This window comes from Pusillimonas caeni (assembly GCF_003545815.1).
Lineage (GTDB): Bacteria > Pseudomonadota > Gammaproteobacteria > Burkholderiales > Burkholderiaceae_B > Pusillimonas > Pusillimonas caeni.
Window position 1 is genome coordinate 9,383 of record NZ_PDUW01000016.1, and the last position, 18,503, is coordinate 27,885.

Genomic DNA, 18,503 nt, shown 5'->3' on the forward strand with positions numbered 1-18,503 from the left:
GATTACGCGCCTCCCTCGACCGGTTCGGCGCTGGGCGCCGCCACCTTGCACGATGCGGTTTCAAGGATGGCCAGGCACAGTTCCTCGTAGCTCATCCCGGCCGCCTTCGCCCCCATGGGCACCAGCGAATGGCTGGTCATGCCGGGCGACGTATTCATTTCGAGCAGCCAGGGACGCCCTTGCGCATCGAGCATGAAGTCCGCGCGGCCCCACCCTTCGCAGCCCAGCACTTCGTACGAGCGCTCCGCCAACCGCAGGATGCGTTCGGTGAGTTCGGCATCGAGACGCGCCGGACATATGTACTGCGTCTCGTCCGAAAGATATTTGTGTTCGTAGTCGTAGTTGCCGCCGGGCGCCACGATCTCGACGATGGGTAGTGCACGGGCGTTGCGCGGCCCGCCCAGCAGCGGCACGGTCAGTTCGCGTCCCTCTATGAACTGCTCGGCCAGCACGGCGGCGTCGAAGCGCGCGGCCAGGCGGTAGGCCCGGCCCAGCTGCGAACGGTCGGTCACTTTGGTGACGCCCATGGTCGACCCCTCGTGCGGCGGCTTCATGATTAAGGGCAGCCCCAGGCGATCCGCGGCGGCGTCCAGCCCCTCTTCGTCGTTCAGCACCACGTAGTCGGGCGTCGGCAGGCCTTCATGGAGCCACACCTTCTTGGTCATGACCTTGTCCATCGACAGGCTGGACGCCAGCGGGCCGCTGCCCGTGTACGGCAGCTTCATCAACTCGAGCATGCCCTGCAGCGTACCGTCCTCGCCATAGCGCCCGTGCAGGGCGATGAACACGCGATCGAAGCCTGCATTGACCAGATCGGTCAGCGTGCGGGTGCCCGTGTCGAACAAGTGGGCGTCGACGCCGGCGCGGCACAAGGCTTCATGCACGCCGCGCCCCGACATCAGCGAGACCTCGCGCTCGGCGGAATGCCCGCCATACAACACGCCCACGTGGCCAAACCTGCTGCTCATGCCAACTCTCCGATACGCGCGGGAACCCGGCTGATCGTACCCGCGCCCATGACGATGACGACGTCGCCGTCCTCCACGAAATCCAGGATGGACGCGGCCATATCGGCCACGTCTTCGATGAATACCGGCTCGACCTTGCCCGCCACGCGAATCGCGCGCGCAAGCGCCCGGCCGTCCGCGGCCACCAGCGGCGCCTCGCCCGCCGCATACACCTCGCTGAGCAATACCGCGTCGGCCTGGCTGAGCACGCGCACGAAATCCTCGAAGCAATCGCGCGTGCGGGTATAGCGGTGCGGCTGGAAGGCCAGCACGATGCGGCGCCCCGGCCATGCGCCGCGCGCCGCATCGAGCGTCGCTTCCATTTCGACAGGGTGGTGGCCGTAGTCGTCGACCAAGGTGAAGCGTCCGCCGCCGCGGGCCTTGGAAACGGCGAAGTCCCCCACTTGTGTAAAGCGCCGGCCCACGCCGTTGAAGGCCTCCAGCGCCTCGGCGATCGCGGCATCTCCCACGCCCAGTTCGGTGGCCACCGCGATGGCGGCCAGCGCGTTGAGCACGTTGTGCCGGCCCGGAAGATTCAGGCGCACGGACAGCGAGGGAAGCGGCCCCGCCACACTGCGGCGCTCGACGTCGAACGTCATGCGGGTGCCGTCCGGCCGCACGTTCACGGCCCGCACCAGCGCATCGGGATTGAGGCCGTAGGTGGTGACCGGCCGCGAAATCAGGGGAATGATCTCGCGCACATTGGCATCGTCGCTGCACACCACGGCGCTGCCGTAGAAGGGCAGGCGATGCGTGAATTCGATGAAGGCGCTCTTGAGGCGCGCCAGGTCGTGGCCATAGGTGTCCATATGGTCCACGTCTATATTGGTGATGATGGCCATCACCGGCAGCAGATTCAGGAAGGACGCGTCGGACTCGTCGGCTTCGACCACGATGAACTCGCCCTGCCCCAGGCGCGCATTGGCGCCGGCCGAGGTCAGCCTTCCGCCGATGACGAAGGTGGGATCCAGGTCGCCGGCAGCCAGCACACTGGCCACGAGGCTGGTGGTGGTGGTCTTGCCATGGGTTCCGGCCACCGCGATGCCGCGCTTCAGGCGCATCAGCTCGGCCAGCATCAGGGCGCGCGGCACGACCGGAATGCGGGCCGCGCGCGCGGCCAGCACCTCCGGGTTGTCCGCCGACACCGCGGTCGAGGTGACGATGGCACCCACGCCTTCGACGTTGGCGGCGTCATGCCCGATGCTGACCCGGGCGCCCAGATCGGCCAGGCGCCGGGTGACGCTCGACTCCTGGACGTCCGAGCCGCTGATGGCGTAGCCCAGGTTGAGCAGGACCTCGGCGATGCCGCTCATGCCCGAGCCGCCGATGCCGACGAAGTGGATGCTTTGTATTCTATGTTTCATGCGGCCCTCCCTGCCACGTGTTCGCAGGCGTCCGCGATCTGTTGCGCCGCGTTCAGGCTGGCATGCTCGTGGGCGTGTCCGGCATAGCGAGCCAGCTCTTCGCGGCTGCGTTCCTTCAGCCAGCCGGCCAGCCAGTCGGGCGTGAAGCCGGCCTGCTTGCACAACCATGCCCCGTTGCAGTCGCTGAGATAGCGGGCGTTGGCCGTCTGATGGTCGTCTATGGCGTGCGGCAAGGGAATGAACAGGGCCGCCACGCCGGCCGCCGCCACTTCGGCCACGGTCATGGCGCCGGCGCGGCAGATCAAGAGATCGGCTTCGCCCAGCCGCGCCGCCATATCGTCGATGAAGGCATGGCACTCGGCCTGGACGCCGGCCTGCGCATAGCGCTGCTGCAGGCTTTCGATGTGCTGCGCCCCCGCCTGGTGAACCACCTCGGGGCGCTCTTGCCGGGGCAATAGCGCCAGAGCCAGCGGCACCACTTCGTTCAGCACCTGGGCGCCCAGGCTTCCACCCACCACCAGCAGGCGCAAAGGGCCCCTCCGCCGGCCATAGCGTTCATCCGAAGCAGGCAGGCGCAAGACCTCTTCCCGCACCGGGTTGCCCACCATCAGGGCGCCGGGCAAGGCGCCGGGGAATCCCGCCAAAACTTTACGCGCCATGCGCGCCAGCAGGCGATTGGCCGTGCCGGCAACGGCATTCTGCTCGTGCACCACGATGGGCACGCGCCGCAGGCGGGCCATCAGGCCGCCCGGAAACGCGACATAGCCGCCCATGCCCAGGACGACGTCCGGCTTGATGGCCTCCAAGGCCCGCCATGCCTGCCCGCAGGCGCTGGCCAGGGCGAACGGCAGCTTGAGCAAGGCCATCGGGCCCTTGCCGCGCACGCCCGCGAAGCGCAGCGGCTGCAATGGAATGTCGTGTTGCGGAACCAGGCGCCCTTCCATGCGCTCGGGATGGCCCAGCCACACCACGCGCCAGCCCCGCTGCCGCAATTCATGCGCCACGGCCAGGCCCGGCATGATGTGTCCGCCGGTGCCGCCCGCCATGATCAGTACGGTGCGCGCGCTCATGTCCGCTTGCCTCGCATCATGTTGCGGTTCTCGAAGTCGACCCGCAGCAGCAGGCCCACCGCCACCAGGTTCATGACGATGCTCGATCCCCCGTAGCTGACCAGAGGCAGCGTCAGGCCCTTGGTGGGCAACAGGCCCACGCACACGCCTATATTGATGAAAGCCTGGACGCCGAACCACACGGCCACGCCCTGGGCCACCAGGCCGTTGAAGATGCGCTCCATGGCGATCGCCTGCCGGCCGATGTCGAAAGCGCGCCAGACCAGGAAGGCAAAGACGATGACCAGCACCGACACCCCGACAAAGCCGAGTTCTTCGCCAATGACGGCCACGATGAAGTCCGTATGCGCCTCGGGCAGGTAGTGCAGCTTCTCCACGCTGGCGCCCAGGCCGACGCCGAACCATTCGCCGCGGCCCAGGGCGATCAGGGAGTGCGACAACTGGTAGGCGCTGCCATAGGCGTTGTCGGGGTTCCAGGGATCCAGATAGGCGAACAGCCGTTCGCGCCGCCAGGGAGAAAGCCAGATCAACAACAGGAAGCTGCCGATCAGCACCGCCAGCAGGCTGGAGAACAGCTTGCCATTGATGCCGCCTATGAAAAGGATGCCCACGGCGATGGCGACGATGACCATGAAGGCGCCCAGGTCGGGCTCGGCCAGCACCACCATGCCCACGGCGGCCAGCGCGCACGCCATCGGCATGAAGCCGCGCACGAAGTTGTGCATGTGCTCCTGCTTGCGCACCGTATATTCCGCCGCGAACAGCAGGATGGCCACCTTCATCAGCTCGGAGGGCTGGAAGTTGATGAAACCCAGCGGCAGCCAGCGGCGAGCGCCGTTGACCTCGCGGCCGATGCCGGGCACCAGGACGACGATGAGCAGCAGCATGCAAAGAAGGAACAGCGGCACGGCCGCTTTCTGCCAGACCCGCATCGGGATGCTCAGCGCAACGCCCAGCGCCAGCAGGCCCAGGCTCACGAAGGCCCCATGGCGTACAACGAAGTAATAGCGCCCATAGCTTTCGTAGCGGGGGCCGTCGGCCAGCGCGATCGAAGCCGAGTACACCATCAACAACCCGAACAGCACCAGGCCCGTGGTGGCGATGATGACGGAATAGTCGAAGCTGGGCATGGTGGTGCGTCCGGGCCGCACGGCATTGACGCTGGACGTCAGTTCGGCGAACAGGCTCATGCGACCTCCCCTTTGTCGAGCGCCAGCGCCTCGACGGCGTCGACGAAGGCCTGGCCGCGGTGGCTGTAATCGCGGAACATGTCCATGCTGGCGCAAGCGGGCGACAGCAATACCGCATCGCCCGGCCGGGCCAGCTCGAAACTGCGCTCGACCGCCTCTTGCATGGACCCGGCCCTTTCGATGGACGGCCCCTCGTCGCCCAACGCCTGCGCAATGACGCCGGCGTCCTGGCCGATCAGCACGACTGCGCGCGCGTGTTCGCGCACGGCCTGCGCCAGCGGTGAAAAATCCTGTCCCTTGCCCAACCCGCCCGCGATCAGCACCGCCGGCTGGCCCAGTCCCTCGAGCGCCGCCAGGGTAGCGCCGACGTTGGTGCCTTTGCTGTCGTTGATGAAATCGATGCCGCCCACGCTGCGCACGAACTCGGTGCGATTGGGTTCGCCGGCATAGTCCCTCAAGGCGTGCAGCATGCCCGCCCAACCGGCGCCCAGGCAGCGCACCAGGCATAGCGCCGCCATCGCGTTCAAGGCGTTGTGCATTCCGCGCACACGCAGCGCGTCGACCGGCATCAGGCGGAAGGGGCGTCCCTCGGGCCTTTGCGGCTTGGGCTCCGCCTTCTTGCGGCGGCCCGTCGGGGCCGGAGGATCGAAATCCATCGGCTCGCCGCAAGCCAGCCAGCTCAGGCCGGAATTGCCGTCCAGGCCGAAATCGCCTTCCCAATGCGGCGCATCCCGGCCGAAACTGCGGACGGTGACGGACCGCATGTCATCGACCATGGCGGCAACGAGCGCATCGTCGCGATTGACGACCGCAATGCGCGCCGCATGCAACAGGCGGGCCTTGGCCGCGGCGTAAGCCTCCATCGAACCATGCCAGTCCAGGTGGTCCTGGGTCACATTGAGCACCACGGCGGCGTCCGGCGCCAGGCTGTGTGTGGACTCGAGCTGGAAGCTGGACAGCTCGAGCACCCAGACGTCCGGCAGCTGGTCCTGGTCGCAGGCATCGAGCAAGGCCGCCAGCGCCGCGGGGCCGATATTGCCCGCCGCGCGTGCTTGGAAACCGCTGGCGGCGGCGAAGTCGCGGGTCATCGAGGTGACCGTCGTCTTGCCGTTAGTGCCGGTGACGGCCAGCACCTTGGGCTCATATCCCTGTCCGGCCATGTCGCGCAGCGCGCGGGCGAAAAGCTCGATTTCGCCGATGATCTCGATGCCTTGCTGCCGAGCCAGGGCGAGCAGCCCGGCGACCGACTCGTCGCGCGGCGACAGGCCCGGGCTGATCACGATGCTGCCGACGCCTTGCAGGACATCATCGTCGAAGTGGCGGGCGCCGAGCCGATAATCCACTTCGGCCTCGCCGAGCTCCCGGCGCAAGGCGTCCAGCCCTCCGGGCGTCTCGCGCGTATCCAGGATGCGCAGGGGCGCGCCATGCCGGGCGCACCACCGCGCGGCGGCCGCACCCGTCAGCCCCAGACCCAGGATAAGGGTATGGGCGTCGCTCCGGATCGAGGAAAAGGAAAAATCGCTCATCGCAGCTTGAGTGTCGCCAGACCGATCAATACGAGAATCATGGTGATGATCCAGAAGCGGACCACCACTTGGGTTTCTTTCCAGCCGCCCACCTCGAAATGGTGATGCAGCGGCGCCATGCGCAATATCCGCCTGCCTTCTCCATATCGTCGCTTGGTGTACTTGAAGTAAGCCACCTGCACCATGACGGAGAGGGTTTCGACGACGAACACGCCGCCCATGATGAAAAGCACGATTTCCTGGCGGACGATGACCGCAATGGTGCCCAGCGCGCCGCCCAGGGCCAGCGCCCCCACATCGCCCATGAACACCTGGGCGGGATACGCGTTGAACCACAGAAAGGCCAGGCCGGCGCCGGCGATGGCGGCGCACAATACCATGACCTCGGACGCCCCCGGAATGTAGGGAAACAGCAGGTATTTGGAATAGTCGACCCGGCCGACCACATAGGCGAAGATGCCCAGTGCGCTGCCGATCATGACCGTGGGCATGATGGCCAGGCCGTCCAGGCCGTCCGTCAGATTGACCGCGTTGCTGGTGCCCACGATGACGAACCAGGTCAACGCGGCGAAGCCGACCACGCCCAGCGGATAGCTGACACTTTTGAAGAAGGGCACGATCAGGTCCGCCCGGGTGGGCAGGGGCAAGGTGAAGCCGCTCAGCACCCAGTCGCGGAACAGCGGCCAGAGCTCGGCATTGGCGGGCGCGGACACGGCGAAGGTCAGATAGACGGCGGCCACCAGCCCGATCAGCGCCTGCCAGAAGAATTTGCGGCGGGCCGACATGCCCTCGGGGTCGCGGTTGACGACTTTCTTGTAGTCGTCCGCCCAGCCTATCCAGCCGAAGCCGAAGGTCACCAGCAGCACGACCCAGACGAAGCGGTTGGTCCAGTCGGCCCACAACAGCGTGCTGACCGCCACGGCAATCAGGATGAGCGCGCCGCCCATGGTGGGCGTGCCGTTCTTCTGTATGTGGGATTCCGGCCCGTAGCCGCGCACGGCCTGGCCGATCTTGAGCTCGGTGAGCTTGCGGATGACCATGGGCCCCGCCACCAGGCCGATCAGCAGGGCCGTGCCGCAGGCCAGCACGGCGCGGAAGGTGATGTATTCGACGACGCCGAACGCACGCAGGTGGGAGTCGGACAGCCAGCGGGCCAGTTCAAGCAACATTGTGGTCTCCTTCGGCCTGTGCCTGGAGTCGTTGTGCAAATCCTTGAACTACTCGTTCCATACGTGTGCTGCGGGAGCCCTTCACTAGAATATTGGCCGGGATCAAACTGAAGAGGCGCTCGAGCAGCGCCTCGATGTCGTCGAAAGAATAGGCGTTGCTCCCGAACGCCTGGGCGCAGCCGCGGGCGGCGGGGCCGAAAGTCAGCAATGCGTCGATGCCCCGCTCGCGGGCGTAGGCGCCCACTTCGGCGTGCATGGCCGGGCCGTCCGCCCCGACTTCCGCCATATCGCCCAGTACCAGCACCTTGCGCCCCTGCAACTGGGCCAGCACGTCGATGGCGGCCCTGACTGAATCGGGGTTGGCATTATACGTATCGTCGATGAGTTGCAGCCCGCCGGGCAATGCGTGCGGCTGCATGCGCCCCGCTACCGGATCGAAGCCTTGCAGGCCGCCGACGATCGCGGCCAGGGGCGCTCCGGCGGCCAGGCCGCAAGCCGCCGCGGCAAGCGCATTGCGCAGATTGTGCAGGCCCGGTGCGCCAAGCTGCACGAAGGCCGAGCCGCCGGGCGTATTGAGACGGAAGCCCGTGCGGGCCGGTTCGGCGCGGATTTCGTCTGCGTAGACGTCGAAATCCGTCTCCAGGCCGAAAGACAGCACGCGCCGCCCTTGCGAGAGCTCGCGCCACAGATCGGTGTAGGCGTCGCCGCCCGGGAAGACGGCCACGCCGTCCTCGGGCAGAGCGTTGAATACGCTGCCGTTCTCGCGCGCCACCGCCTCGACCGTATGCATGAACTCCTGGTGCTCGCGCTGGGCATTGTTGACGAGTGCGACGGTGGGCCGCGCCATATCCGCCAGCAAGGCGATTTCGCCCGGATGATTCATGCCCAGCTCGAAGACTGCCGCCCGATGGGCGGGCTTGAGCCTAAGCAGGGTCAGCGGTACGCCCAGTTCGTTGTTCAAGTTGCCCTGCGTCCATAGCGCGGCCTCGTCGCCCACCCAGGCGCGCAGGATGGATGCGATCATTTCCTTGGTCGTCGTCTTGCCGTTGCTGCCCGTGACGGCGATGGCCGGAATATCGAAGCGCCGCCGCCACTGCGAACCGAGCAGCCTCAGGGCGCAAGCGGTGTCGCCCACTTCGAACTGGGGCAGCTCCACGTCGGGATTGCGCCGCGCCACGATGGCGGCGCAGGCGCCCGCCTGGCGCACTTGTTCCAGATATGCATGGCCGTCGAAGCGCTCGCCCGCAAGGGCCAGGAAGATCTGCCCCGGTGCGATGCGGCGCGAGTCCGAGCTCAGCGAAGCGCCCCGCCGCCAGGTCAGCGCCAGTCTCGACCACTCCCGGTCGTCGAAAGGACTGCGCTGCCCTGCTGTTTCCTGGTAGGTTTCGTGGCCCTTGCCCGCCAGCAGTACGACGTCGGCCGGATCGGCCTGCCACACTGCCTGCAATATGGCCGCGGCGCGGTCCGGCTCGACCAGCGGCTGGCCTTCCATGCCGCGCAGGATGTCGTCCAGAATCGCCAGCGGATCCTCCGAGCGCGGATTGTCGTTGGTAAGAACGACCCGGTCGGCGAACTGCCCGGCCAGCCGGCCCATCACGGGACGCTTGGCCTTGTCGCGGTCGCCGCCGCAGCCGAACACGCAGATCAGCCGCCCGCCGCGAGAGCCGGCGGTATCGCGCAACGCCTCCAGGGCCCGATGCAGTGCATCGGGAGTATGCGCATAATCGACCACCACCATGGGATCGCTTGCATCCGGCTCGCTCCGGCCGCAATTCAAGGCCTCGACGATCTGCAGCCGCCCTCCGATCGAACGCAAGGCCGACAGGGCCCGGGCGATGCGCGACACCGACCAGCCGAGCTGCCCCAGCACGCCGGCGATCAGCAACAGGTTGGACACATTGTGCAGGCCCACGAGCCGCGTGACGATCTGGGCCGTGCGCTCGGCAACGGACAGATTGAAGACCAGGCCGTATGTGCCGGTATGTATGTCGCCGGCCTGGATCGACGCAGATGCGTCCAGTCCCAGGGAGTACGTGTCCAGGCTCATCCCGCCGATCTGCAAGGCCAGCTCGCGCCCGACCGGATCGTCGATGTTGACGACGGCGCCGCTCAGCCCTGGCCTGTGGAACAGGGCGAACTTGGCGGCCTTGTAGCGCTCTATGGTTTCGTGATAGTCGAGATGGTCGTGGGTCAGGTTGGTGAAGCCCGCGATCCGGATGTGGACGGCATCGAGCCGGCCTTGATCCAGTCCGATGGACGAGGCCTCGATCGCCGCGACCGTACCGCCCGCATCGCGAATGGCGGCCAGGCTGCGGTGCATGGTCAGCACATCGGGGGTCGTCAGCGCGCCGCCCAGATTGGTGCCGTCGGGCAATGTGACGCCCAAGGTGCCCACCGTGCCGCAGGGCACGCCGTCTTCATTGAGCGCGGCCGCCAGCCACTGCACCGACGAGGTCTTGCCGTTGGTGCCGGTAATCGCCACCACGGACAGCGCTTCGGAAGGACGCCCATACCATTCATGGGCCAGTTCGCCCAGCCTGACCGCAAGCCCGTCGACCTCCAGAACGGGCACCGCGGCTTCGCCGATGGGCTCCGGCCCTTCGCCCGCATGGACCAGCACGGCCGCCGCCCCTTTGTCGATCGCCTGCCGAATGTAGAGCCGCCCGTCGCTTTTCGAGCCCGGGCAGGCAAAGAACACATCGCCCGGCTGGACCAGGCGCGAATCGAGGCACAATTGCGCGGCGCGTGGAGCGTGGCTTTCCATCCAGGCGATCAATTGCGGCGTGTTCATTCTTGCGACTCCCCGGAGTTGCCGACTGCGACCAGAGACTCGAACGGGGCGTCGGGCTGTATGCCCATGCGCCGCAAGCTGCTTGCCACGATGGTGGAAAAGACGGGCGCCGCCACGCGGCCGCCGTAATAAGCGCCGCCTTGGGGCTCGTCCAGGGTCACGGCAACCACGATGCGGGGATCCGACACCGGAGCAAACCCGACGAAAGAACTGCGATACTTTGAAGTGCTGTAGCGTCCGTCGACGATCTTGCGCGCCGTGCCGCTCTTGCCGGCCACGCGATAGCCCTGCACCTGCGCCAGCTTGGCGCCGTCGGGACCTGCCGCGGCTTCGAGCATGGAGCGTATCAATGCCGCGTCTTCGGGCTTGTACACCTGCACCGACGTAGGCTTGCCCTCGCGCTTGAGCAAGGTCAATGAAACCATGTCGCCGTTGCGCGCAAAAACGGTGTAGGCATGCGCCACCTGCAAGAGGGAGGCCGACAAGCCGTAGCCGTAGGCCATGGTCGCCCGCTCGATGGGGCGCCAGCGCTCCCAGGGCCGAAGCTTGCCCGACGCCACCCCGGGGAAATTGGTGTGCGGCGCCCGGCCGAAACCCAGCTCGGTAAATTTAGTCCACATTTCCTGCGAGGTCAGCCGCTCGGAAATCATGGTCATGCCGATATTGCTCGAACGCCGCAAGATGCCGGCGACATCGAGCACGCCGTTGCGGCTCACGTCGGAGATGACCGAGCCTTGATAGCGATAGCGGCCGTTGCCGGTGTCGAACTTGGTGGCCGTGGTGACCTTGCCCAGATCCAGCGCCAGGGCCACCGTGAACGGCTTCATGATGGAGCCCGGCTCGAAAGTATCGGTGATGGCGCGGTTGCGCAGCACGTCGCCCTTGCGGTCGTCGCGCCGATTGGGGTCGTAGGTGGGCAGATTGACCAGCGCCAGTATCTCGCCCGTCTTGACATCGAGCACGATCCCAGCCGCGGCGCGCGCATTGTGTTCTTCCATGCCCTTTTTCAAGGCGGCATAGGTGTCGAACTGCAGGCCCGCATCCAGCGACAGCCGCAGGTCCTGGCCGTCGACCGGCGGCACCACGGCCTGCACGTCCTCGACGACCCGGCCCAGCCGGTCGCGGATCACGCGGCGGCTGCCCGGCGTGCCGGACAGTTCCTGGTCGAAAGTAAGCTCCACCCCTTCGAGGCCCTTGTCCTCGATATTGGTGAAACCCAGCACATGGGCCGTCATGCCGCCTTCCGGATAAAAGCGGCGCATCTCGGCCTGCTGGTGTATGCCGGGAATCTTCAGCTCTTTGATGCGATCGGCCATCTCGACCGACACCTGCCGCTTGATGTAGACGAAGTTCTTGTCTTCATTGACCAGCCTGCCCTGGATGTCGCGCACCGGCATCTCGAGCAGCCGGGCCAACTGCGCCAGCTGCTCGCCGGTGGCTTCCTTGGCGTCTTCAGGAATGGCCCAGATGGCGCGGACGGGCACGCTGGAGGCCAGCACGACCTCTCCGGTACGATCGAATATCTTGCCGCGCGTCGCGGGCAGCACCAGCGTGCGCTCGTAGCGGCGCTCGCCCTGTTGCTGCAGAAAATCCTTGGACATGCCCTGCAGGTACAGGGCCTTGACCACCACCGCCCCAAAGCCCAGCATCAGCAGGATCAGCACGAGGCGGGCGCGCCACATCGGCATCTGGATGCTCAACACGGGACTGTCATAGAAACGCACGCGCTTCATGGTCGCCCTCCGCCGGAAGCGCGGGGCGCCGGCATGGGAACGAAATCGCCCTTGAGGTACAGGGTGCGGTCCGGCGAGGCCGGCAGCATGCCCAGATCCTGTCGGGCGATCTCATCGATGCGGGCGTTGCGCACCAGTTCGGCGCGCTCGAGCTGCAGGCGGCGCCAATCGGTGTCCAGCTCGCGCGCTTGCGCGGCCTGGCGCTCCGAGGCCACGAACAGCTGGCGCGACTGATACCGCGCCGTTACCAGCGAGATGGCGGAAAGCATCAGCAGAATGGCGAAGACGATGCTGAGCCGGCCCATCAGTTCTTCCTCCTGGACCGGGAGGCCGCCTGGGGCACCAGGCGGATCTCGTTGATGAAAGAAGCCCCCGCATCAGCAGGGAGCGGCGCATCGGTGCGTCGGGCGACGCGCAACACGGCCGAACGCGCGCGCGGATTGCCCGCCGCCTCTTCGGCCGAGGGCAGCACTTTGCCCAGCGGCTCGAGAATGGGCTGGGGCATGTCCTTCTCGGGAATGGGCAGGCGGGCCTGCGCCTCGCTGCGGCGGCGCGCCGCGGCGATGCACTGCTTGACCATGCGGTCTTCGAGAGAATGGAAACTGATCACCGCCAAGCGCCCTCCCGGAGCCAAGAGCCTTAAAGCTGCCGCGAGGGCGCGCGCGAGCTCTTCGAGCTCTTGATTGATGTGAATCCGTAGAGCCTGAAAGGTGCGAGTGGCCGGATGTTGACCCTTTTCGCGCGTGCGGACGACACCGGCGACGAGCTCGGCGAGGTCGAGCGTTGTGCGCAGCGGCCGGGATTCGCGGCGACCAGCAATCGCCTTTGCAATCTGGAAAGCAAACCGTTCTTCGCCATATTTCGCTATGACCTCCTTGATCTCTTCTACACTGGCCTCTGCCAGCCATTGAGCCGCGGTCATTCCGCGGCTCGTATCCATGCGCATGTCCAAAGGGCCTTCACGCATGAATGAAAAACCTCTTTCGGCATCGTCGATCTGGGGCGACGACACACCCAGGTCGAGCATGACGCCATCCACCTGCGTCAGGCCCAGGGCCTTCAGCTCTTCCAACATGGAGGCAAAGCCTCCATGCACCACACTTACCCGGGCGTCCCGGCCCTGAAGTTCTGCAGCGGCCCGTATCGCCATCGGGTCCTTGTCGAAAACCACCAGCCTGGCGCCCGGTCCGAGCCGCGACAGCAGCAAGCGGCTATGCCCGCCCCGGCCGAAGGTTCCGTCCACATACACCCCGTCGGGACGCAGGACGGCGCCCTCCTGCGAGAACACACGCGACTTGGCGTCGAAGCCGGGATCAACGAGGGCGTTGACCGTGGGCTCGAGCAGCACGGGCCGGTGTGTGAACTCCATTGGTACTTCAGAACGAAAAATTATCGAGGGCGTCGGTCATGCCCTGCGCCAGCGCTTCGGCTTCGGAACGCGCCCACTCGGCCGCATCCCACAACTCGAAGTGCCCACCCATACCCAACAGCATGACTTCGCGCGTCAGCCCCGCCGCCTGGCGCAACTCGGGGGCCACCAGAATGCGGCCCGAACCGTCCATGTCGACGTCCTGGGCGTTGCCCAGCAGCAGGCGCTGCAGCGGCCTGGCCGAGGCGGGGAAAGCGGCGATCTGTTCGCGCTTCTGTTCCCAGACATTGCGGGGATAGACCAGGAGGCAACCATCGGGATGCCGGGTGAGGGTCAGCCGGCCCTCGACCTGCGAACGAAGCGCGTCACGGTGCCGGGTCGGAATCGAGATCCGCCCCTTGGCATCCAATGTGAGTGCGCTGCTTCCCTGGAACACCTATTTATCCCCACTTTTTTGCACAAAATCCTACTTTGCCCCACTCTACGGGATGCTTCGTCACCGGTCAAGCGCTAAATTGCGTTTTTTTCAATGACAACAAGCACTTACAGGCGAAACCGTGCAGGTTAGCCCAGAAAAATGGCAAAGAAATCAATGGATTGCAGAATGATGTAAAAGTGCTTTGTGCGATCGTGGCCCACAGCGCGCGGCAGCGGGCTTTGCTTTTGTTTACATACCGGAGCCGGTAGCAAAGAAGGGAAGGCAAGACAGACCTGTAGGCCGGATTCTGTACGCCGGACAGGTCCGGCGGGCAATCATTCCTCTGGGCGTGCCATTGCTGACGCGCTCTAGCCATCTACCCGCATGCTCGGGCGGGCCGCCCTTCAGGCCCCGAAGGACCAGCGCATGCCTATTTGATGTTGCTCCGGATAGAGGTTGCCGCGTTTCACCCTGCCGCGCCGCGCCCTGCTGACAGAACGCGCCGTACGGAGATGGCCGTACGGGTGCGCACGCGCTGTGCGCCCTCGCGGCAGACTCGTCTCTGTGGCCCTGTTCCTCGCCCGGATCGCGGCCGAAGCCGCGGACCCGAACGGACGGCCGTTAGCCGTTATCCCGCCCTGTGGAGTCCGGACCTTCCTCGATATCGAAATACCGCGATTGCCCGGTCTGCCTTGCGCTTCTATTGTAACCGCACTACCCCATCGACAACCTGCGACAATAGCGATTGCAGTCGGCTGCCCCTGTCCTCCGAATAGCATTACCCGCTTCTCTATATATTATTTATGGCTGTCAACCTCATTACACTCACCGATGTCCAGCTCGCCTACGGCCACCACCCTCTTCTCGACCATGCCGATCTGACGGTGCAGTCGGACGAGCGCATCGGACTGATCGGCCGCAACGGTGCCGGAAAGTCCTCTCTGCTCAAGGTGCTGGACGGACGCACCGCGCCCGACGACGGCGACATCAAGCGGCTCGGAGGGCTGCGCGTCGCCACCGTCGAACAGGAACCGCTGCTGGACGAAAGCGCCACGGTGTTCGAAACGCTGTGCGGCGACATCAACGAAAGCGAGGACTGGGTGCGGCCCGCCCGCGTACAGGCGCTCATCGACGAACTCGGACTGGACGGCGAAGCGTCCATTGCCGGTTTGTCGGGCGGCACCCGCAAGCGAGTCGCCCTGGCGCGCGCCCTGGCCGACGAACCCGACCTGCTGCTGCTGGACGAGCCCACCAACCACCTGGATTTCGTAGGCATAGACTGGCTCGAGAAACGCCTGCTGGCGGCACGATGCGCCGTGATCCTCATTACCCACGACCGGCGCTTTCTAGACGTGGTCACCACGCGCATCATCGAGCTCGACCGCGGCCGGCTGTTCAGCTTCCCGGGCAATTTCAGCGATTGGCAGCGCCGCAAGGCGGAATGGCTGCAGGCCGAGCAGCAGCAGAACGCCAAGTTCGACAAGGTGCTTGCCCAGGAAGAAGCCTGGATACGCAAAGGCGTCGAAGCGCGCCGCACGCGCAACGAAGGACGGGTGCGGCGCCTGGAAGCGCTGCGCCGCGAACGCGCCGCCCGGCGCGAGCGGGTGGGCAACGTCAACCTGGCCATCGCGGAAGGCCAGCGCTCGGGCAAGCTCGTCGCCGAGCTGACCCATGTCAGCCACGCATTCGGCGAGCGGATCATCGTGCGCGACCTCTCCACCACCATCATGCGCCAGGACCGCATCGGCCTCATCGGCCCCAATGGCGCAGGCAAGACCACGCTGCTCAAGATCATTCTGGGCGAATTGTCGCCCGACCAGGGGCAGGTGCGGCTCGGCGTCAACCTGACGGTGGGATATTTCGACCAGATGCGCGCCAAGCTCGAAGAGAACGTCACGGTCGCCGACACCATCAGCCCCGGCAGCGAGTGGGTCGAGATCGGCGACCAGAGAAAGCACATCATGAGCTATCTCGAAGACTTTCTGTTTTCACCGGCCCGGGCGCACTCTCCCGTCAGCAGCCTGTCGGGCGGCGAACGGGCCAGGCTGGTCCTGGCGCGGCTCTTTGCCCGCCCCACCAATATCCTGGTCATGGACGAGCCCACCAATGACCTGGATATCGAGACGCTCGAACTGCTCGAGACGCTGCTGCAGGATTATCAAGGCACGGTGCTCTTGGTCAGCCACGACCGCGAATTCCTGAACAATGTCGTGACGCAAACCCTGGCCTACGAGGGCAACGGCCGCTGGGGCGAATACGTCGGAGGCTATGACGAGTGGCTGGCGCAAAGGCCGGCCCCGCCCGCGCTGCAGCCGGCGCGCAAAGCGCCCGGCGAAGCAGGCGCCCAGGGCGCATCAAGCGAGGGCAAGCCGTCCAAAGCCGAAGGCGTCGGCCAAGACTCACCTCAAGCAGCCAGGAAAAAAAACAACCGGCCCGGGCGGCTGGCGACCTGGGAACAGAAAGAACTGGACGACATGCCCGACGTCATCGCTGCGATCGAGGCGAAGCAGGCTGAACTGGCGGCGCGCCTTGCCGACGGCAGTCTGTATCGCGACGCCCCGGACGAGGTGGAAGAAATCAATCGCACGCTGCAAACTCTCGAGGACGAACTGGCCGCATTGTTCGAGCGCTGGGAAACGCTGGAAGGCAAGCAGACAGGCTGACCGCCGCCTTGCGCCGCGGCCGTATTGTCTCAGCCCTGCGCCTCGACCTGCCAGCCGAGCTCTTCGCCGGCCGCCAAAGGCACGACGGTGGCGTTGCCCATGGGCAGTTCATCGGGAATCGTCATTGTGCGCCTGTGCAGCGTCAGGGTGCCCTCATTAACGGGCAGGCCATAAAAGGCAGGTCCATTGAGGCTGGCAAAGGCCTCGAGCGCCTCGAGCCGGCCGGCGGCTTCGAAGGCCGTGGCGTAGAGCTCCATGGCGTGAAGCGCCGTATAGCATCCCGCACACCCACAGGCATGCTCTTTGAGCCCGCGCGGGTGGGGGGCGCTATCGGTTCCCAGGAAAAAACGCTTGTCGCCGCTGGTGGCCGCCTCGACCAGGGCCTGGCGATGGGTTTCCCGCTTGAGCACCGGCAGACAGTACCAATGCGGGCGCATGCCGCCCAGAAACAGGGCGTTGCGGTTGTACAGCAGGTGGTGGGCGGTAATGGTGGCGGCCACGGGGCCGTCGGCCTGCTTGACGTAGTCCACCCCGTCGCGGGTCGTCAGGTGTTCGAACACCACCTTCAATTCGGGATAGCGCTTGCGCAAGGGGACCATCACCCTTTCGATGAAGACGGCCTCGCGATCGAACACATCGACGGCGGGATCGGTGACTTCGCCATGCATGAGCAAAAGGATGCCGTGCTTTTGCATGGCCTCGAGCGCCTCGCCGCAGTTGCCCAGCAAGTCTGTGACGCCGGCGGCGGAATTGGTGGTGGCGCCGGCCGGATACAGCTTGACCGCATGCACCGCGCCCGAACGCGCCGCCGCCGCGATCTCTTCCGCCGGGGTGTTGTCGGTGAGATACAGCGTCATGAGCGGCGTGAAAACGCCCTGAGCCACCCCGGCCTTGGCCAGCGCCGCCTTGATGCGCTCTCGGTAAGCCAGGGCCTGGGCCGTGGTGGTGACGGGCGGCTTCAAATTGGGCATGATGATGGCGCGGCCGAACTGGCGCGCCGAGTCGGCCACCACCGACTCGAGTACCGCGCCGTCGCGCAGATGCAGATGCCAGTCGTCGGGTCGAATGAGAGTCAGAGTGCTATCGGTGATCTGCATGAAAATGAAACACAAAGATTGCGGAAACCACCATATTACTTCGTGCCAGGCGGGTTTTGCCGGATTCAGGCACAAATTGCTTTGTCTTTGGCGGCAACTCAAGTTATGCTGCAGGAAAATGACTCACTCACCCCTATTGGAGCACAACCCTATGGCAACATCCGCAAAATCCGCACGCAAGCCCAATGCGGCCTTTATGAAGCCACTGACTCCCAGCCCCACTCTGGCCGCCATCATCGGTGCCGAACCGCTCCCTCGCACCGAAGTCACCAAGAAAATCTGGGAATACATCAAAAAGCATGATTTGCAGGATCCTGCCAACCGGCGCAACATCAACGCCGACGACAAGCTGCGCCCTCTCTTCGGCAAAGACCAGGTGTCCATGTTCGAACTCACCAAACTGGTCAGCGGACATCTCAAGTAATACCGGCTTCGCGGCTCGGCGCAGCCGCCGCAGGCATAAAAAAACGCTGCTTCAAGCAGCGTTTTTCATTTGAGGCGGCGGGCTCAGTCGATCGCCTGTGGCGAACTGCCCGAGAACAAGGCCAGCCAGCCCCGCGCGATGCGGTAGATGATCCAGATCAGGGCGATCATGCCGGTGATCCAGCCGATGAAGATGAAGGTCGCCAGGGCGCTTAGCACGCACCACAGCAGGCCCCACCAGAAGGTCTTGATGACCCAGTCGAAATGGCCCGCGTAGAGCGTGCCCGCCGCGTCGCTTCGCTTGAGATAGGCCACGACCACCGCCGCGATGGCGGCCAGCCCGAGGAACCCCGCGCTGATCAGACCCAGGGTAAATAGGCCATAGACGACGTGCGTCAGTGTGCGCATGGACAGACCACTGGAATTCTCTGGCGGCAGGACTTCAGGCATAGACCCTCCAAAACGATAAGTCGGATATTTTGATCGACCTATTTTACCCGTTTATGGGCGTCTACGACCTAGGCCGTTTTCATCCGAGCACGAAGCGGCGGAGCTTCACAAAGGACAAAGCCCCTGCATCGATGGGATGCAGGGGCTTTGCGGAGTAAGAGCCTGACGATGACCTACTTTCACAGGCGAATGCCAACTATCATCGGCGCAAAGGCGTTTCACGGTCCTGTTCG

The 18,503-nt window shown here is 65.4% G+C and carries 15 protein-coding genes and 1 other RNA gene; 2 read left to right on the top strand and 14 right to left on the bottom strand.

Going from position 1 to position 18,503, the window contains the following annotated elements; translation table 11 throughout:
- Positions 1-2: 2 nt before the first annotated feature.
- The 12 genes from CSC67_RS20865 to rnpB all read right to left on the bottom strand — a co-directional run bounded on the left by CSC67_RS20865 (position 3) and on the right by rnpB (position 14,331).
- Entirely contained in the window at positions 3-968 is a 966-nt protein-coding gene (locus CSC67_RS20865; RefSeq protein ID WP_118996402.1) for a D-alanine--D-alanine ligase, read from the bottom strand.
- Complete coding sequence (murC, locus tag CSC67_RS20870; RefSeq protein ID WP_118996403.1) at positions 965-2,371, bottom strand: UDP-N-acetylmuramate--L-alanine ligase; 1,407 nt, start codon at positions 2,369-2,371, stop codon at positions 965-967. Before murC ends, CSC67_RS20865 begins: the two co-directional genes overlap by 4 nt.
- Positions 2,368-3,441 (bottom strand): undecaprenyldiphospho-muramoylpentapeptide beta-N-acetylglucosaminyltransferase, encoded by a 1,074-nt coding sequence (gene murG / locus CSC67_RS20875; RefSeq protein WP_118996404.1) that lies wholly within the window; start codon positions 3,439-3,441, stop codon positions 2,368-2,370. The genes murC and murG overlap by 4 nt, the downstream gene beginning before the upstream one ends.
- The gene (ftsW, locus tag CSC67_RS20880; RefSeq protein ID WP_118996405.1) at positions 3,438-4,631 is read right to left on the bottom strand and encodes a putative lipid II flippase FtsW; all 1,194 of its coding nucleotides are present in this window, start codon (positions 4,629-4,631) and stop codon (positions 3,438-3,440) included. The genes murG and ftsW overlap by 4 nt, the downstream gene beginning before the upstream one ends.
- Positions 4,628-6,157, bottom strand: coding sequence for a UDP-N-acetylmuramoyl-L-alanine--D-glutamate ligase (murD, locus tag CSC67_RS20885; protein ID WP_118996406.1), 1,530 nt, complete (start codon positions 6,155-6,157; stop codon positions 4,628-4,630). Before murD ends, ftsW begins: the two co-directional genes overlap by 4 nt.
- A complete protein-coding gene (mraY, locus tag CSC67_RS20890) occupies positions 6,154-7,326 on the bottom strand; it encodes a phospho-N-acetylmuramoyl-pentapeptide-transferase (protein ID WP_118996407.1) in 1,173 nt (390 codons plus the stop codon). The genes murD and mraY overlap by 4 nt, the downstream gene beginning before the upstream one ends.
- Complete coding sequence (gene murF, locus CSC67_RS20895; RefSeq protein ID WP_118996408.1) at positions 7,316-10,117, bottom strand: bifunctional UDP-N-acetylmuramoyl-L-alanyl-D-glutamate--2,6-diaminopimelate ligase MurE/UDP-N-acetylmuramoyl-tripeptide--D-alanyl-D-alanine ligase MurF; 2,802 nt, start codon at positions 10,115-10,117, stop codon at positions 7,316-7,318. The genes mraY and murF overlap by 11 nt, the downstream gene beginning before the upstream one ends.
- A complete protein-coding gene (locus tag CSC67_RS20900; RefSeq protein ID WP_118996409.1) occupies positions 10,114-11,850 on the bottom strand; it encodes a peptidoglycan D,D-transpeptidase FtsI family protein in 1,737 nt (578 codons plus the stop codon). The genes murF and CSC67_RS20900 overlap by 4 nt, the downstream gene beginning before the upstream one ends.
- Complete coding sequence (gene ftsL, locus CSC67_RS20905) at positions 11,847-12,155, bottom strand: cell division protein FtsL (RefSeq protein ID WP_118996410.1); 309 nt, start codon at positions 12,153-12,155, stop codon at positions 11,847-11,849. The genes CSC67_RS20900 and ftsL overlap by 4 nt, the downstream gene beginning before the upstream one ends.
- On the bottom strand, positions 12,155-13,219 hold the full coding sequence (gene rsmH, locus CSC67_RS20910; RefSeq protein WP_118996411.1) for a 16S rRNA (cytosine(1402)-N(4))-methyltransferase RsmH: 1,065 nt from the start codon (positions 13,217-13,219) through the stop codon (positions 12,155-12,157). Before rsmH ends, ftsL begins: the two co-directional genes overlap by 1 nt.
- 7 nt (positions 13,220-13,226) lie before the next feature.
- Entirely contained in the window at positions 13,227-13,655 is a 429-nt protein-coding gene (gene mraZ, locus CSC67_RS20915; protein WP_026067993.1) for a division/cell wall cluster transcriptional repressor MraZ, read from the bottom strand.
- A gap of 262 nt (positions 13,656-13,917) precedes the next feature.
- Positions 13,918-14,331: RNase P RNA component class A (gene rnpB, locus CSC67_RS20920), an RNA gene on the bottom strand.
- A gap of 109 nt (positions 14,332-14,440) precedes the next feature.
- On the opposite strand from rnpB, the gene CSC67_RS20925 reads away from it, so the two are divergent.
- Positions 14,441-16,300, top strand: coding sequence for an ATP-binding cassette domain-containing protein (locus CSC67_RS20925; RefSeq protein ID WP_118996412.1), 1,860 nt, complete (start codon positions 14,441-14,443; stop codon positions 16,298-16,300).
- A gap of 29 nt (positions 16,301-16,329) precedes the next feature.
- Here the strand turns inward: CSC67_RS20925 and pyrC are convergent, their stop codons facing one another.
- On the bottom strand, positions 16,330-17,397 hold the full coding sequence (pyrC, locus tag CSC67_RS20930; protein ID WP_118996415.1) for a dihydroorotase: 1,068 nt from the start codon (positions 17,395-17,397) through the stop codon (positions 16,330-16,332).
- A gap of 151 nt (positions 17,398-17,548) precedes the next feature.
- On the opposite strand from pyrC, the gene CSC67_RS20935 reads away from it, so the two are divergent.
- Complete coding sequence (locus CSC67_RS20935; RefSeq protein ID WP_118996413.1) at positions 17,549-17,821, top strand: SWIB/MDM2 domain-containing protein; 273 nt, start codon at positions 17,549-17,551, stop codon at positions 17,819-17,821.
- A gap of 83 nt (positions 17,822-17,904) precedes the next feature.
- Here CSC67_RS20935 and CSC67_RS20940 read toward each other — a convergent pair whose 3' ends face one another.
- Entirely contained in the window at positions 17,905-18,270 is a 366-nt protein-coding gene (locus CSC67_RS20940) for a DUF4870 family protein (RefSeq protein ID WP_118996414.1), read from the bottom strand.
- Positions 18,271-18,503 lie beyond the last annotated feature (233 nt).

Bases quoted from the DNA above. Each gene is read 5' to 3' on its own strand.
- CSC67_RS20865 (WP_118996402.1), bottom strand. From the start codon at position 968: ATGAGCAGCAGGTTTGGCCACGTGGGCGTGTTGTATGGCGGGCATTCC.
- murC (WP_118996403.1), bottom strand. From the start codon at position 2,371: ATGAAACATAGAATACAAAGCATCCACTTCGTCGGCATCGGCGGCTCG.
- murG (WP_118996404.1), bottom strand. From the start codon at position 3,441: ATGAGCGCGCGCACCGTACTGATCATGGCGGGCGGCACCGGCGGACAC.
- ftsW (WP_118996405.1), bottom strand. From the start codon at position 4,631: ATGAGCCTGTTCGCCGAACTGACGTCCAGCGTCAATGCCGTGCGGCCC.
- murD (WP_118996406.1), bottom strand. From the start codon at position 6,157: ATGAGCGATTTTTCCTTTTCCTCGATCCGGAGCGACGCCCATACCCTT.
- mraY (WP_118996407.1), bottom strand. From the start codon at position 7,326: ATGTTGCTTGAACTGGCCCGCTGGCTGTCCGACTCCCACCTGCGTGCG.
- murF (WP_118996408.1), bottom strand. From the start codon at position 10,117: ATGAACACGCCGCAATTGATCGCCTGGATGGAAAGCCACGCTCCACGC.
- CSC67_RS20900 (WP_118996409.1), bottom strand. From the start codon at position 11,850: ATGAAGCGCGTGCGTTTCTATGACAGTCCCGTGTTGAGCATCCAGATG.
- ftsL (WP_118996410.1), bottom strand. From the start codon at position 12,155: ATGGGCCGGCTCAGCATCGTCTTCGCCATTCTGCTGATGCTTTCCGCC.
- rsmH (WP_118996411.1), bottom strand. From the start codon at position 13,219: ATGGAGTTCACACACCGGCCCGTGCTGCTCGAGCCCACGGTCAACGCC.
- CSC67_RS20925 (WP_118996412.1), top strand. From the start codon at position 14,441: ATGGCTGTCAACCTCATTACACTCACCGATGTCCAGCTCGCCTACGGC.
- pyrC (WP_118996415.1), bottom strand. From the start codon at position 17,397: ATGCAGATCACCGATAGCACTCTGACTCTCATTCGACCCGACGACTGG.
- CSC67_RS20935 (WP_118996413.1), top strand. From the start codon at position 17,549: ATGGCAACATCCGCAAAATCCGCACGCAAGCCCAATGCGGCCTTTATG.
- CSC67_RS20940 (WP_118996414.1), bottom strand. From the start codon at position 18,270: ATGCCTGAAGTCCTGCCGCCAGAGAATTCCAGTGGTCTGTCCATGCGC.